Raw genomic sequence first — 15413 nt, forward strand, 5'->3', positions numbered from 1 at the left:
TCGGCGAATTACTTGCAATTTTTGGCGGATTCCTATGTTGAAATGGAAATGTAGCCCGAGATAATCCTGCAAAACTATGTTTTGAGAGGAATGACTCAAATTGACCAAAGCAATTTTTATTAGAAATGCATCTCAACTAGTTACTTTACATGGTGGCTCTGATGCGCCACGGGTAAAAGCGGAAATGTCTGAGCTCGGCATTATCGAAAACGGAAGTGTATGGATTGAGGACGGAGTTATTCAGGCTGTCGGCACTGATGAAGAGCTTGCGGCTAAATATGCCAACCGTCTCGCTGAGGCTGAACTAGTTGACGCCAGTGGAAAGCTTGTAACACCAGGTTTAGTTGACCCGCATACGCATCTGGTACATGCGGGCAGCAGAGAAAACGAGTTCAATATGCGCTTACAAGGTAAAACCTATATGGAAATCATGAATGCCGGCGGCGGGATTCACGCGACGACAAGAGCAACAAAAGCCGCATCACATGAGCAGCTCTACAAAGAAAGCTATAACCGCTTGAATCAGTTCTTGCGTCATGGGGTTACCACGGTTGAGGCAAAAAGCGGCTACGGTATGGATTGGGAAACCGAACTGAAGCAGCTTGAAGTGGCGAAGGAGCTGCAGGAAAAGCACGTAGTTGATGTCGTTTCTACCTTTATGGGAGCACATGCAGTTCCGAAGGAGTATAAGGAAAACCCAGATGAGTTTGTACGCGTGTTAGTGGAAGATTTGATTCCGAAAGTTGCCGAGCTCGGACTCGCGGAATTTAATGATGTGTTCTGTGAGCATGGCGTGTTTACACCGGAGCAATCAAGGGTCATTCTTGAAGCGGGAAAGCGTCATGGTTTGATTGCGAAAATCCATGCCGATGAGATTGAGCCATATGAAGGAGCTGACCTTGCGGCAGAGGTTGGTGCCATTTCCGCAGACCATCTTCTAAAAGCTTCAGAAAAAGGTATGAAAGCAATGGCTGAAAAAGGCGTTGTCGGTGTGTTACTGCCAGGTACAGCATACTTTTTAATGGCAGAGTCTGCTAATGGCCGAAAAATGATAGATTTAGGAGTACCGGTCGCACTTTCTACTGATTGTAACCCTGGATCATCACCAACGGTTTCGCTGCCGTTTATCATGAGCCTTGGCTGCTTAAAAATGGGAATGACTCCGGCAGAGGTTATCACCGCTGCCACCATTAACGCTGCCCATGCCATCAATCGCGGCCGCGAGATTGGCAGTTTAGAAGTCGGTAAAAAAGGCGACGTGACAATTTTTAACATTGAAAACTATATGAAGCTTCAATATTCCTATGGTGTCAACCATACTGATACTGTCGTGAAAAATGGCCGGGTGGTTGTCAAGGGAGGTCAGCTCATTGAAGAGCTTTCTTTATCCTAAACTAAATCCGCCTAGCTTTACATGGGTACGGCCAGAGGGAGGCAGCGCGGAAGCTAGCAAAGTTCATGAATGGATTGAGCCTTTGTCAGCTGCAAGCGACCCGGAAAAAGCAAAGGACGCTGACTTTCTCGTTGTCGGCGTCCCGCTTTCTCGTTCGTCCATCAGTGCATCAGGAGCTTCGGAATTTCCGGATGCCTTCCGAAGAGCATGGAAAGGATTCACGACTTATAATTTGGATGAAGATGTGGATCTCACGGATATGACGGCAGTGGACGCAGGAGACGTCCCGATGCATGTCACTGATATCCGCCGCTGCCATGATAATATTATCGCGGCATCTACGGCACTTCATCAGCATTTTACGAAGTCCAAGATTTGCGCTATTGGCGGTGATCATTCGATTACGGCAATGATGGTAAAGGGTCTGCATCTGGCCCGGCCTGACGAAAAGATTGGAATTATCCAATTTGATACTCATTTTGATTTACGGGACATGAGTGATAATGGACCTTCGAATGGGACACCGATGCGGAACCTGATTGAAAGCGGCGTCGTGGACGGCTCGAATATGTATAATATTGGTCTACACGGATTTTTTAACACTAAAGATTTAAAGCAATATGCAGATGAAAAAGGTGTTAATTATATTACGCTGGGGCGTGCCAGGAAAAAAGGCATCGAGGCGACGGTCCTTGAATGTCTGGACGCACTCGCCGCTAAAGTTGACACTATTTATTTGACGGTTGACATGGATGTCCTTGACATCGCCTATGCCCCAGGGGTACCGGCCTCAACGCCGGGGGGCATGACCACAACTGAACTGCTTGAAGGGGTACTAGCAGCAGCAAAGCATCCAAAAGTCGGTGCCATGGATATCGTCTGTCTAGACCCGCTCAAAGACAGTGCCGTCCAACCAACTGTTAAACTCGGCACCCACGTATTTTTAACCTTTGTAACAGGGGTTATGTTGAGATAGGTGTCAGGCGGCACAGAAAGACAATTTGGGGTATTTGTCCACCTCAGGTGGACAAATACTTAATTTTTTGATTTTGTACTTTAATGAACTAAAGGAAGTTTATTTCAAGGGGGATGGAGTATGGCAAATCATTCAGTTGAACAAGTAAAGGCTGTACAGCCGGAATTACAGAACAGCAACATGGCAAATATTGTGAAGTTTTTTGTTTATAGTGCAATTGGTATTTTTGTCTTTTTTATTCCGGTAACAGTAAATGGGAAATCATCTATCATGCTGGACCACATTGTTTCCTACATTCAAACGGCGGCTCCAGGAGTTCTGCCATATTATGCATTGCTCGTGATTTTATTGGGTGCTGTTTACCCATTTATTAAAGGCACTTGGAAAAAAGACACGGTAACATTAGTCTTTTCAATCCTAAAAGTGTTTGGTTTTGTGGCAGGTGTGATGCTTGTATTTAATGTCGGCCCTAAGTGGTTTTTTGACCCAAATATGGCACCGTTTTTATTTAACAAGTTAGTCATTTCAGTTGGCTTGCTGGTACCAATTGGCTCCGTATTTCTGGCTCTATTGGTCGGCTATGGATTGCTTGAATTTGTCGGAATCTTTATGCAGCCGGTGATGAAACCGATTTGGAAGACACCTGGACGTTCTGCTATTGACGCAGTGGCATCCTTTGTAGGAAGCTACTCAATTGGATTATTAATTACCAACCGTGTTTTTAAAGAAGGAAAATATACTATTAAAGAAGCAGCAATTATTGCAACAGGATTTTCTACTGTTTCAGCCACCTTTATGATCGTTGTTGCCAAAACGCTGGATATAATGAACATTTGGAATGCCTATTTCTGGGTAACATTTATCGTAACATTCATCGTAACCGCTATCACCGTCCGTATTTGGCCATTATCCAAAATGAGTGATTACTATTATCAAGATATGGAGGGCGACGTAGAGGTTATCATTAAGAAAGACAGAGTGAAGACTGCATGGAAAGAAGCGATGGTAACTGCAAACGAGTCTCCTAGTCTTGGCAAAAACATTTGGGACAACCTAAAAGACGGCTTTGTCATGACAATGGGGATTCTTCCTTCGATCATGTCAGTTGGCTTGCTGGGTCTTGTATTAGCGGAATTTACCCCAGTTTTTGATTGGCTTGGCTACATTTTCTATCCTTTCGCAAAGCTCGTGCAGCTTCCGGATGCCATGCTTGCTTCAAAAGCCAGTGCTTTAAGTATTGCCGAAATGTTCTTACCGGCACTTTTAGTTACAAAGGCTGCAATTGTTACAAAATTTGTCATTGCTGTTGTGTCCGTTTCTTCCATCATTTTCTTCTCGGCAGTGGTACCATGTATCCTTTCAACTGAAATACCACTTACAGTCGGCAAACTTGTGGTCATCTGGTTCGAAAGAGTAGTCCTGACGATCCTGATTACAGCACCAATTGCATTTTTAATTCTATAAGCCAAGGAATTTCGTTTTCCAAAAAAACCTTGATTATCAAGGTTTTTTTTTATGAAAAAATGCTATTTTCAAAAATTACTTTCACATTTATAGGATACAAGCCTTAACCATTTACAGCTAATATGAATTAACTATAAGAAGAGGCAGATGTTGTTAAGATTTTGGATGGTTATTGTTATGTGGAGGTAATATTAATGAATTATGCTTCATGCCTAATGGCATATTTTAAAAAATACAGGAGGGAGGAAATAAATGGATATTAAGCGTCTCGAAAATATATTGAGCGGCATTAGCGTCCAAAATGTACCGAATGCAGATGTGGAGGTTGTGAATAATACCCTGTTGACGATGATTGGTAAAGGCAGGCAGGGAGCAGTTTTTCACTATACTAATGACATTTGCGTTAAGGTGTTTGGAAATGAAGAGGATTGTGAACGGGAGTATTATGCTTTATCGCTTGGCCAACAGACCACCCTTTTACCGCGAGTATATGCAAAAGGAAAGCTTTACATCGCAATGGAGATTATCAAAGGGGTTGATTTGCGGGAATATTTGCAATCACAGCCATTAACGGAGGAACTCTCTGCAAAACTAATAGACATGCTCATTACTTTTAAAAAGATAGGTTATGAACGGATAGACCATCATAAACGGCAAATCTATTTGCAGGAGGACGGGAGCTTAAAGGTGATTGATGTCGCGAGGACCGTATGGCGCGACCGTGTTTACCCTTATCCTAGAAAATTAATTAATTCCTTAGGGAAAGAGTATAAAGAAGTATTTTTATCCCATGTACAAGCATTATCGCCTGACTTATATGAGGAATGGCAGAACTTCATCCGAATGGAAGAACTTTCACGTCATATTTATGAAATTATACTCAAGCAGAAATCCAACAAAAAAACTTTAAAAAAATTAAGTGAAAAGAATCTAATAGTAGACAACGAAAAAAAATACGTATTACAGCTTGAAGGGCTAATGTACAAGGTTTTTAAGGAAGAATGGATCAAAACCATGCTGGCCCGGGGTACTGACCCAGAAGTAGTTATGGAAAAGATTGATGAGTACTGGGATAAACGTGAACAAAGTTTCGAGAAGAATTACCCAGTGAAAGAGCGCAGCAAGAAAAATAAGGATAAACGCTCCCGCCGATATGAAGGATACAGTTATGATGACCGAAAAAAAGATCGACACCACAGTAAAGGTCATCATGATAAAGATCGTAAGCGTCACAAGCATGAAAAAGATAAAAAAAGACATAAAAGGTAAACTACAAACCTATTAAAAAGAGAGGTGAAGCGAACATGAAGATATTGGTCATCTGGCGCTTGCTCACTGTAGGAGGAGTAAATGCCGGTTGGCGAAATCGAGCCATTTATTTTAAAAAACATGGAATTGAAACCGAATTTCTCTATACGACGGACCACGGCGGCCTTCATATTATGCAGGATGTGGCTAAAGTTTATTTAACGAAGGACGACAATGAGATTATTAACATTATCAAAGAAAATGGATATGATGCCATCATCGTAGTCGACACCGGTGCTGCCTACAAGTGGATTCGAAAAGCGAAATACGAAGGTCCTATATTAATAGAGGCCAGAACCCCCGAGCTTATCAAATTGATGCCGCATTTGAAAACCTTCAAAGGAATCGAGCCTAAACTAATCATTGTTCCTTCCCACTATCAGAAAAGGCTTGTTTCCATTCTTACAGAGGATATTCCTATTCACGTTATATACAACGGAGTCGATACGTCCTTTTTTCGGGCACTGCCTGTGGAGGAAATCGATTTTGCAAGCCTGCCTCTTAACCAGCTTGGTAAAAAAATTGTCGGCTGGATAGGCCGGACTGACAGGCGGAAGAATTGGCCGATGCTATTGGAGGTAGCCAAGAAAATAAAACATGAACGCGATGATATAGAATTCTGGCTCATTGGCGGTGCACAAAGCGTCCAGCGGGAAGAATTTGCTGCCGCCTGGAAGGACGGGGAACTAACTGACATTGTGAAATGGTTTCCCGTTATTCCGTACCAGCAGATGCCGCATGTCTATGCCAAAATTCGCGAATCGGGTGGCTGCACCCTAGCGACAACCAAGTCGGAATCGTTTGGGAATACTTTTATTGAATCGATGGTGTGCGGGGTTCCTGTTGTGGCTTCGAACATCATGCCAATTAACGAACTGGTGGTAAATGGTGAGACAGGCTTGCTTTATCGGGGCCAAAACGTCGACGATGCAGTCAAGCAAATCTATGAGATTGTAGACAATCCCGACATGCATCGAAATATGTCGGAAGCTGCAGTTCGTCGGGTGGAAGAAAATTTTGCCATTCAAGTGGTCGCCGATCAATACGTTCATTTATTAAAATCATTCATTCAATTGGAGAGGAACGGAGATGGGGAGGTGGAGGCGACTTGATTAAACCTGTTTCGTATCAGAAAAAATTACAAGGAAAATCGAATGCTCATTTAATCACGTTTGATGATGGCAGGGAGTATGTGGTGAAATTTTTTCAGCAAGGTTTTGAAAGATCACTGCCCAATGAATGGGTCGCCTACTGCCTTGGGCGATATCTAGGATTACCAATTCCATTTGGCAGAATCGTAGAAATTCCGCAGGAATTCTCGTTACAGGTACCTGAACTTGCCAAGATGGGACACACCCAATACCAATTTGCATCCTTGTATATTCCTGATTGTCTGGATGGCCACAAGGTTTCTAAAATTTCTTCTATTGAAAACCACCAGTCATTAGCAGGTATTATTGCATTTGATTATTGGTTGTTTAATCGTGATCGGACCCGTATGAATGTTCTTTTTCAAGAAGTTGCCTCAGGTGGATATAAGCTTTGGATGATCGACCAGGCAGAGGTTTTTGGTTCTTTTAATTGGATCCAGGAGGATGTAGAGAATCTCCCTGCCGATATATTAAAAAGTGCCACACATGAATTGATGTCGGCCTATATCGAGGATGAAAAATTATTTAATGGGTACTTGGAAATCATTCAAACAATCCCCATATTATTAATAGAAGAAATTGTTGAGCTTATCCCGGAAGAATGGGGCGTCACAAAAGACGAAAAAAAAGCAATAGTAACAACACTCGTAACAAGGCGAAAAAAAATTCTTCCTAAATTGGTCGAAAGGTTTATGAAAAGAAAATGGGTGTCAGACACCACAAAAAGACATTTTGGCAATTTGTCCACCTAAGGCGGATGAATTGTAAAAAAGTCGGTATACAGTGTTTAAACCGTCATTTTTTGACGGTTAATTTTTTGTTTTTTCGTGGTTTTTGGTTGAATAGGCTGTTTTGTGATGGGGAATTATTGTGTTTATTCCTTGGGAAAGCGCATGAAGTGACATTTCTCGAGTTGTGATGTCGGTAGAGTGATGTACAAAATGACATGACCCGACATGAAGCTGTATTCCCACTGTTTGCCTTTATATAAATCATTTGGCATATAATCATTTAAATTGCTTTTTGTAGGTAAAATGAATATTGTGTATGTTAGACATAATCGGACAGGGGAGAATTTTATCTTGAGCAAACAAGTAATTGTTTATACCACCAACGACTGTATCGAATGCACAATGGTTAAGAAAGTCCTGACTGAAGAAGGAATTCCTTTTGAGACAAGAAATGTGGCAGAAAATCCTGAGTATCAAAAGGAAGTGGAAAAATACGGTTTTCTCGGTGTTCCTGTTACGGTAGTGAATAACCGTGCGGTAAAGGGTTTTACAAATGATCTTAAAGAATTGATGGAGCTTGCGAAAGAGAGCTAATAAGTACAAATTTCGGAAATCGAGTATTTCGGAGTTTTTAGAAGCGGGTTAAACAAAAGTATTTTTAAGTTATTTTTCTTTACAAAAAAGATTCTTAGGTTTATTCTGATGATAATTTCATATTTGATGTAACTACTAGGGGTGCCCTGTTAGCGGGCTGAGAGAAAACGGCTAGTTTTTAACCCTTCGGACCTGAACTGGATAATACCAGCGTAGGAAAGTAGACCATGTTTAATTTTTACGGTTTCTTACTTAACTTAACCAGGTCCTTTATGAGGGTCTGGTTTTTTTTATTTTTTAAAAGGAGGAGAAGGATTTGCTTAAAAACAACTTGTTTGAAACGTTGCAAAAAGTAAGAGAAGTAAAACCGCTTGTACATAATATTACGAATGTAGTGGTAACCAATTTTACTGCGAATGGACTTTTGGCTCTTGGGGCATCACCGGTAATGGCCAATGCTGCTGAGGAAGCCGGAGATATGGCACGGATCGCCAGTTCACTAGTTTTAAATATTGGCACTTTAAATTCACAAACGGTAGATTCGATGATTTTGGCAGGGAAGGCGGCCAATGAACAAGGTATTCCGGTTATTTTTGACCCGGTGGGTGCAGGGGCAACCCCTTATCGGACGGAAACAGCGCAAAGGATCATGAGGGAACTAAGAGTATCCATAATTCGAGGGAACGCCGCTGAAATTGCCAATGTCGTTGGAGAGAAATGGGAAATCAAAGGTGTCGATGCGGGAAGCACAAATGGTAATATTACCGATCTCGCTATGACTGCTGCAGAAAAATTAAACTGTATCGTCGTCATTACAGGGAAGGAAGATGTCGTTACGAATGGGAGTACCACTTATGTTGTGGCTAATGGACATCCATTGTTAACAAAAGTGACAGGTACTGGTTGTCTTTTAACCTCCGTTATTGGTGCATTTACCGGGGTGGAGAAGGATTTACTGCAGGCATCTGTTGCTGCAGTCTCGATATACGGAATAGCCGCAGAAAAGGCGGCGGAACTAACGGTGGAATCAGGCCCAGGAAGCTTTCAAATCGAATTTTTGAACCAGCTTTCGAAGGTTGCTGCAGATGACATCAATCTTTATTCTTCCATAAAAAAATTAACAGGAGGAGGGCAATAATGAATAAGGCGTTAACGATTGCAGGTTCCGATTCAGGCGGCGGGGCCGGAATTCAGGCGGACCTAAAAACATTTCAGGAGTTAGAGGTTTTTGGCATGTCCGCATTAACCGCTGTTACAGCGCAAAATACATTAGGTGTCCATGGAGTTTATCCAATGACAGCAGAAGCGGTTATCGAACAGATGAAAGCCATCGGTGAGGACATGGGGACCGATGCGGTGAAAACGGGTATGTTATTTAATGCGGAAATTATTGAAGCTGTATCTGTTAATCTTACAAAATATCATTGGGATAATGTTGTTGTCGATCCTGTAATGATCGCAAAAGGCGGGGCTTCCTTGCTTAAGATGGAAGCAATTTCTGCGATGCAGAAATTTTTAATGCCGCTTGCCAAAGTGGTTACCCCGAATATTCCAGAGGCTGAGGTCCTAACCGGGATGTCTATACGTACAGCAGAAGATAAGCAGGAGGCAGCAAAAAAATTACATGCCTTAGGGGTGCAAAACGTTGTGCTGAAAGGCGGCCATGATGAAAACCCTTCAGAATCAACAGATCTCCTCTTCGATGGAAAAGAATTCTATACTTTTACGAGTAAGCGAATTCCGACTAAGAACACACACGGCACTGGCTGCACTTTTTCAGCAGCGATTACTGCTGAACTGGCTAGGGGAGCAGATGTGTATCAAGCGGTCATCAAGGCGAAGGATTTTATTCAGGCTGCAATTGAAGATGGGATTGCAATTGGACAGGGACATGGGCCGACAAACCATGGGGCTTACCGGAAAAGAATCATGGAGATGGTCCAATCATGATAAACTTACGGGAAGCCTTGAAAGTATATTTTATTATGGGAACAGCCAATTGCAGGAAGGATCCGGTTGAAGTATTGAAAGAAGCCATCGCCGGAGGAATTACCTTTTTTCAATTTCGGGAAAAAGGCGAAGGGGCTTTAATTGGGGAAGAAAAATATGCTCTTGCGAAAAAACTGCAAAGCCTATGCAAAGAACACAGAATTCCGTTTATCGTTAATGATGATCTTGAACTGGCAATCGCGCTTGACGCAGATGGGGTTCATATTGGTCAGGAGGATGAACCGGCTGAAACAGTCAGAAATCAAATTGGCGATAATAAAATTCTTGGTGTATCCGTTCATACGCCGGAGGAGGCCGAAGCAGCACTTAGCGCTGGTGCCGATTATTTCGGAATTGGACCGGTTTATCCAACAAAAACGAAGGCCGATGCAAAGCCATCAAGAGGGACTACCCTGATCGAGGAACTGCGAAGCCAAGGAATTGCTGTACCGATTGTTGGAATTGGCGGGATTACAAGTGAAAATGCGGCAACTGTCGTGGAAGCCGGAGCGGATGGCGTTTCAGTTATTACTGCCATCAGCCTTGCCGATTCACCGCACTTAGCTGCAAAGGCTTTGCGAAAAAGTGTAGGGGAGTGAAGAGGTCATGAAAAAAACGTATAAGCTTACGTTAACTGCCATGATGATTGCGATGGGGACTCTTTCAAGTAATTTGGTCGTGATTCCGATTGGCTTTACAAAGGTTTTTCCAATGCAGCATTTTTTAAACGTTCTTTCCGCTGTTCTGTTGGGCCCTTATTATGCCGTGGCCCAGGCCTTTTGTGTTTCCCTGCTTCGGAATATGATGGGCACAGGTTCGCTTTTTGCGTTTCCTGGAAGCATGGTCGGGGCATTTCTAGCCGGACTATTATTTTGGAAAACTAGAAAAATCTACTTTGCTGTTATAGGAGAAGTTATTGGGACGGGAATTCTTGGAGCATTGCTTTCCTATCCTATTGCAACCCTAATCCTCGGGCAGAAAGCAACTCTATTCGGGTTTATCCCATTATTTATTTTCAGTTCCTTTGCGGGAGCACTGCTTGGATTTGTGATTTTAACGATTTTCTTAAGGAAGAAAGTGCGGCTTGGCGAGAAAAATATCACAGTAACTAAATAGAACCTTCACTGGGGGAAGCCTAAAAGGCTTGAGATGGGCACAGCTCCGAACCCTTTGAACCTGAACTGGATGATTCCAGCGGAGGGAAGTGGAACGATCAGAACCCACTCTTACCCTTGCTATAAAGAGTGGGTGTTATTTTTTTAAAACCTAGAATGAATTTAGGAGGCTTTAGGAATGGTTTGTCTGGAAAATTTAATAGAAACGATCGGACAAGAAGTGGAAGCTAGGGAAGCCGAACTGCTTAAACTTTTGAGCGACCTAATTGCGTTTCCGACTGAAAGTCCTCCGGCCCGGAATACAACGGGAATCCAGGAGTTTCTTAAAAGCTATTTAGGAGACATGGGATTTCATACCGATATGTGGGAAGTATATCCTGGGGATTCGAATGTGGTTGGAATTTTAAAGGGTGAATCCTCTGAGCAATATAGCAGCTTAATTGTCAATGGACATGTGGATGTTGCTGAGGTTGGCGACGAGAAGGAATGGGGGGCGGACCCGTTTTCTGCCAGAATCAAGGATTCTTATATATATGGACGCGGTGTTGCCGACATGAAAGGCGGTATTGCCGCATCCCTCATTGCTATAAAACTTTTAAAAGAGCTTGGGGTTCCGCTTAAAGGAGATTTGCAATTTCAGTCTGTTATCGGAGAAGAAGTTGGCGAGGCAGGAACGCTTGCTTGTTTGGAAAGGGGCTATTCTGCTGACTATGCAGTGGTAGTTGACACAAGTGATTTACATATTCAAGGGCAGGGCGGCGTCATAACCGGCTGGATAACGATTCAAAGCAAAGAAACCTATCATGATGGGATGAGGAGAAGGCTGATTCATGCCGGCGGGGGCATCAATGGTGCCAGTGCGATTGAAAAAATGACGAAAATCATCGAAGGCCTTCAAGACCTTGAACGCCACTGGGCTGTGACAAAAAGTTACGAAGGTTTTCCACCAGGTATGAATACAATTAATCCTGCTGTAATCGAGGGCGGAAGGCATGCTGCGTTTGTTGCCGACCGCTGCGCCTTGTGGGTTACCGTTCATTTCTACCCAAATGAAGATTACGAAGAGATTATAAAGGAGATTGAGCAACATATTGGTGCAGTGGCAGCTGCGGATCCATGGCTTCGTGACAATCCACCGGAATTTGTTTGGGGCGGTAAATCCATGATAATCGATCGTGGTGAAATATTTCCTTCCTTGGAGCTTGATGTGGACCATTCAGGAACCCGAATGCTGGCAAGCTCCTTTGAAAAAACGCTTATGAAAAAGCCTGTACTGGATATGTCAACGACGGTAACAGATGCAGGCTGGCTTGGCCGTGCAGGAATTCCGACAGTTATTTTTGGGCCGGGAAAACTAGAGGATGCCCATGCTGTTAATGAGAAGGTCGAGATTCGGCAATTGTTAGACTTTACAAAAGTGTTAGCTCAATTTATTGCTGTCTGGTGCAACACACTAAAGGAGGAGTATAGCCAATGAAATTTTCTGATCGGCTTTTTGAAAAAGTTAAGGGAATTTGGGAGAAAACACATGAGCATCCATTCGTAGTCGGGTTGGGACGTGGCGATCTTCCGGTCGAATCTTTTATCCGCTATATGAAGCAGGACTATGTGTTTCTTATTGACTATTCAAAGTTGTTTGCGTTTGGAACGGTGAAGGCGAGAGATGTTGAGACCATGGCAGCTTTTGCAAAGCTTTTAGATGAAACCTTACATGGTGAAATGGACCTGCACCGCGAGTATGCGAAACGGTTTGGAATTACGGAACAGGATCTTGAAGGCACCGAACCTACTCCGATTAATTTAGCTTACACCCGCTACATGTTAAATGTGGCTCAAAATGGTTCTTTGGAGGAATTAATATCAAGTCTGCTGCCATGTATGTGGAGCTATTGGGAAATCGGTAAAATGCTAGCAGAAAACTATCAAAACTCTAGCGATCATCTATTATACGGCGACTGGGTGAAAATGTACTCTTCTGATGAATTCGGGTCGCTGGCTCTCTGGCTAATCGATTTGTTAGATAAATTAACGGAAGGAAAACCAGAGCGAGAATTGGCGGTTTTAGAAGAGCATTTTCTCACCACATCCAGGTTTGAGTATATGTTCTGGGACATGGTCTATGAGGGAGGAGATTGGCCTGTCTAATTCAAATATGTTACACATCGAAGATTTAACATATACGTTTGATAGGGATATGCAGCCGATTTTTCAACAGCTTTCGCTCGATTTAAAGGCGGGGGAGTTTGTTTCCCTTATTGGCCCAAGCGGGTCAGGGAAAAGTACACTTTTTAAATTAATTACCGGACTGCTTAAACCGGGCCAGGGAAAAATACAAATTGCTGGGAATCTATCCTCAGGCAGACTAGGAAAAGTTGGCTATATGCCGCAAAAAGATTTAATGCTGCCTTGGCGGACGGTAATGGAAAACGTGCTGTTGCCCTCAGAAATCGCGAAAGAGGACAAGCGGGAAAAGGCACACGAAATCCGTGCTTGGTTATCCCGTTTTGGCCTTAAGGAATATGAGAATGCTTATCCAGATGAATTATCAGGGGGAATGAAACAGCGTGTCGCCTTTTTACGGACCATTATGACAGGCAGGGAACTTTTATTGTTGGATGAACCGTTTGGGGCGCTGGATTCGTTAACGAAACGAACCATGCATAGCTGGTTATTGGGGCTATGGGGTGAGCTTAAAAAGACCGTCCTGTTCATCACACATGATCTCGAGGAGGCAATTTTATTAAGCGATAGAATTCTTCTCCTTCAAAATAGAGGAGTCTTGGAATACAAGGTCAACCTGCCAAGACCACGAAATTCAGAATCTATTTATCAACCAGAGTTTATTTCGATGCGTAAAGAATTGGAGCGGCTGATACAACATGAGGAGTAAATGGAAAAGATGGGCCGGAGAATACGGTTTGTTTTTGCTGACGGCCATTTGTTTAATCAATATTTGGCAGTGGGTAGTTGAAGCTGGAATGGTGCCGTCATTTATATTGCCTGCACCTACGGCAATCGGCGAGTCACTTGTGAATAATCGTGAGATTCTTTTGGGCGAGCATTTACCAGCGACATTCTTAGAGGTTTTGATTGGCTTTGGAATTTCGCTTATAGGAGGGCTGCTATTAGGCGTTAGTATGCATTTTTCTAAGATATTAGAAAAAGTGCTTTATCCTTTTCTAATCATCTCGCAAACGATCCCGATGATTGCCATTTCGCCGATTTTTATCATGTGGTTCGGCTACACGATATGGAGCAAGGTTGCTGTGACAATATTGGTATCCTTTTTCCCAATCGTTGTGAGTACTTATGACGGGTTGAAGGCGGGCGGAAGCGAATATCGTGAATTACTGTTAACAATGGGGGCCGGACGCTGGACAATTTTTAAAAAGGTGCAGGTTCCGATGGCCTTGCCATCCATCATGTCCGGTTTGAAGATGGCGGTGGTTTATTGTGTCGTCGGCGCCACTATCGGAGAGTGGCTGGGGGCAAGTGAAGGGCTGGGCTATTTTAGCCGGAGGATGTCTTCAAATCTCCAGTCAGATTCGGTCTTTGCAGCTATTTTTCTGCTTTCTTTAATGGGAATTGTATTGTTTTTGTTTATAAGCTTACTAGAAAAAAAGTTAATAAAAAATAAGATTCGTTAATTTGCTGAAAGGAAGTTATTATTGTGAAAAAAAGTTTATTGGTTATGGTGAGTTTGCTGCTTCTGTTGGTTAGCGCATGCGGGAAGGCAGGGGCCGATAAGTCCCCCGCTAAAGAGGAGGGCCTCCAGAAAGTCAGCTTGATGCTTGACTGGTATCCGAATGCCGTTCACTCGTTTCTTTTTGCAGCACAGGAAAAGGGCTATTTCAAAAAACAAGGACTGGATGTCGACATTCAAATGCCTGCAGACACGAACGATCCTTTAAAACTTGTGGCCGCTGGTAAATTTGACATGGCGATCAGTTACCAGCCGCAGGTATTAGTAGCACGTGGAGAGGATATTCCTGTCCGGTCATTCGCTGCTCTCGTTAGACATCCGCTTAACCAATTAATGGTTGCAGCCGATATCCCGATTCAATCACCGAAGGATTTGGCTGGACGGACCATCGGCTATCCATCGATTCCCTTAGATGAGGCGATCATTCAAACGATGGTAAAGGCAGATGGCGGAGATGCTGGAAAGATAAAAATGGTCGATGTCGGCTGGGACTTGATTCCGGCGATGGCTACGAAAAAAACCGATGCCTTGATTGGCGGCTATATCAATCATGAGAAATTATTGCTTGATAAAGAGGGACACCCAATGCGTACGTTAAATCCAGCAGATTATGGTGTACCAGACTATTATGAATTGGTGCTGGTAGGAAGTGAAAAAGGGTTAAAGGAAAAACCTGAAGTATTTAAGAAGTTTATGGCTGCCATAAGAGATGGACAAAAATATGTTGCGGACCATCCGGAAGAGGGGCTGTCCATTCTATTAAAGCATGAAGACAAATCATCGCCACTGGAAAAGGACATCGAGACGAAGAGCCTCGAAATTCTGCTGCCGTTGATGGATGCAGGAGATAAGCCGTTCGGCTACCAGGATTCTGTAGTCTGGGAACATGCTGCTAAATGGCTAAAGGATACCAAAATCATCAATAAAGATATCAAACCAGAAGATGCCTATATTAACTTTTAATAAATAATAATCTTGATGTCATGGTC

16 protein-coding genes and 2 riboswitches are annotated in these 15413 nt (G+C 43.0%); all 16 genes read left to right on the forward strand.

Annotated features, from left to right (window positions below; all coding sequences use genetic code 11):
- Positions 1-100 precede the first annotated feature (100 nt).
- The 16 genes from hutI (at position 101) to ACFPA1_RS05035 (ending at position 15387) form a co-directional block, all read left to right on the forward strand.
- Positions 101-1393: an imidazolonepropionase gene (gene hutI, locus ACFPA1_RS04960; protein WP_378581605.1), complete on the forward strand. Its 1293-nt coding sequence runs from the start codon at positions 101-103 to the stop codon at positions 1391-1393.
- Positions 1371-2369 carry an agmatinase family protein gene (locus tag ACFPA1_RS04965; protein WP_241113871.1) on the forward strand — a complete coding sequence of 333 codons (999 nt, stop codon included), beginning with the start codon at positions 1371-1373 and terminating at the stop codon, positions 2367-2369. The genes hutI and ACFPA1_RS04965 overlap by 23 nt, the downstream gene beginning before the upstream one ends.
- A 180-nt stretch (positions 2370-2549) precedes the next feature.
- The gene (locus ACFPA1_RS04970; protein WP_378581860.1) at positions 2550-3833 is read left to right on the forward strand and encodes a YjiH family protein; all 1284 of its coding nucleotides are present in this window, start codon (positions 2550-2552) and stop codon (positions 3831-3833) included.
- A gap of 252 nt (positions 3834-4085) precedes the next feature.
- Complete coding sequence (locus tag ACFPA1_RS04975; protein ID WP_213140261.1) at positions 4086-5102, forward strand: hypothetical protein; 1017 nt, start codon at positions 4086-4088, stop codon at positions 5100-5102.
- Between the two features lie 35 nt (positions 5103-5137).
- Entirely contained in the window at positions 5138-6253 is a 1116-nt protein-coding gene (locus ACFPA1_RS04980) for a glycosyltransferase family 4 protein (RefSeq protein ID WP_213140260.1), read from the forward strand.
- Positions 6250-7044, forward strand: a complete 795-nt coding sequence (locus tag ACFPA1_RS04985; RefSeq protein WP_378581606.1) for a HipA family kinase — start codon at positions 6250-6252, stop codon at positions 7042-7044. Before ACFPA1_RS04980 ends, ACFPA1_RS04985 begins: the two co-directional genes overlap by 4 nt.
- 330 nt (positions 7045-7374) lie before the next feature.
- Positions 7375-7617, forward strand: coding sequence for a glutaredoxin family protein (locus tag ACFPA1_RS04990; RefSeq protein WP_213140258.1), 243 nt, complete (start codon positions 7375-7377; stop codon positions 7615-7617).
- Between the two features lie 127 nt (positions 7618-7744).
- Positions 7745-7853: riboswitch (TPP riboswitch) on the forward strand.
- An 80-nt stretch (positions 7854-7933) separates the two neighbouring features.
- Positions 7934-8755: a hydroxyethylthiazole kinase gene (gene thiM, locus ACFPA1_RS04995; RefSeq protein WP_213140257.1), complete on the forward strand. Its 822-nt coding sequence runs from the start codon at positions 7934-7936 to the stop codon at positions 8753-8755.
- Positions 8755-9567 carry a bifunctional hydroxymethylpyrimidine kinase/phosphomethylpyrimidine kinase gene (thiD, locus tag ACFPA1_RS05000; protein WP_213140256.1) on the forward strand — a complete coding sequence of 271 codons (813 nt, stop codon included), beginning with the start codon at positions 8755-8757 and terminating at the stop codon, positions 9565-9567. The genes thiM and thiD overlap by 1 nt, the downstream gene beginning before the upstream one ends.
- Entirely contained in the window at positions 9564-10205 is a 642-nt protein-coding gene (thiE, locus tag ACFPA1_RS05005; protein WP_378581607.1) for a thiamine phosphate synthase, read from the forward strand. The genes thiD and thiE overlap by 4 nt, the downstream gene beginning before the upstream one ends.
- Positions 10206-10212: 7 nt before the next feature.
- A complete protein-coding gene (thiW, locus tag ACFPA1_RS05010; protein ID WP_213140254.1) occupies positions 10213-10722 on the forward strand; it encodes an energy coupling factor transporter S component ThiW in 510 nt (169 codons plus the stop codon).
- A riboswitch (TPP riboswitch) is annotated at positions 10723-10826 on the forward strand.
- 73 nt (positions 10827-10899) lie between these two features.
- Entirely contained in the window at positions 10900-12198 is a 1299-nt protein-coding gene (locus ACFPA1_RS05015; protein WP_378581608.1) for an acetylornithine deacetylase, read from the forward strand.
- Positions 12195-12866 (forward strand): thiaminase II, encoded by a 672-nt coding sequence (gene tenA / locus ACFPA1_RS05020; RefSeq protein ID WP_378581609.1) that lies wholly within the window; start codon positions 12195-12197, stop codon positions 12864-12866. The genes ACFPA1_RS05015 and tenA overlap by 4 nt, the downstream gene beginning before the upstream one ends.
- Positions 12841-13611 carry an ABC transporter ATP-binding protein gene (locus tag ACFPA1_RS05025; RefSeq protein WP_378581610.1) on the forward strand — a complete coding sequence of 257 codons (771 nt, stop codon included), beginning with the start codon at positions 12841-12843 and terminating at the stop codon, positions 13609-13611. Before tenA ends, ACFPA1_RS05025 begins: the two co-directional genes overlap by 26 nt.
- Positions 13601-14368: an ABC transporter permease gene (locus ACFPA1_RS05030; protein WP_378581611.1), complete on the forward strand. Its 768-nt coding sequence runs from the start codon at positions 13601-13603 to the stop codon at positions 14366-14368. Before ACFPA1_RS05025 ends, ACFPA1_RS05030 begins: the two co-directional genes overlap by 11 nt.
- A 23-nt stretch (positions 14369-14391) precedes the next feature.
- Positions 14392-15387: an ABC transporter substrate-binding protein gene (locus ACFPA1_RS05035; RefSeq protein ID WP_378581612.1), complete on the forward strand. Its 996-nt coding sequence runs from the start codon at positions 14392-14394 to the stop codon at positions 15385-15387.
- Positions 15388-15413 lie beyond the last annotated feature (26 nt).

Source organism: Neobacillus sp. GCM10023253 (assembly GCF_042653105.1).
GTDB lineage: Bacteria > Bacillota > Bacilli > Bacillales > Cytobacillaceae > Neobacillus > Neobacillus citreus.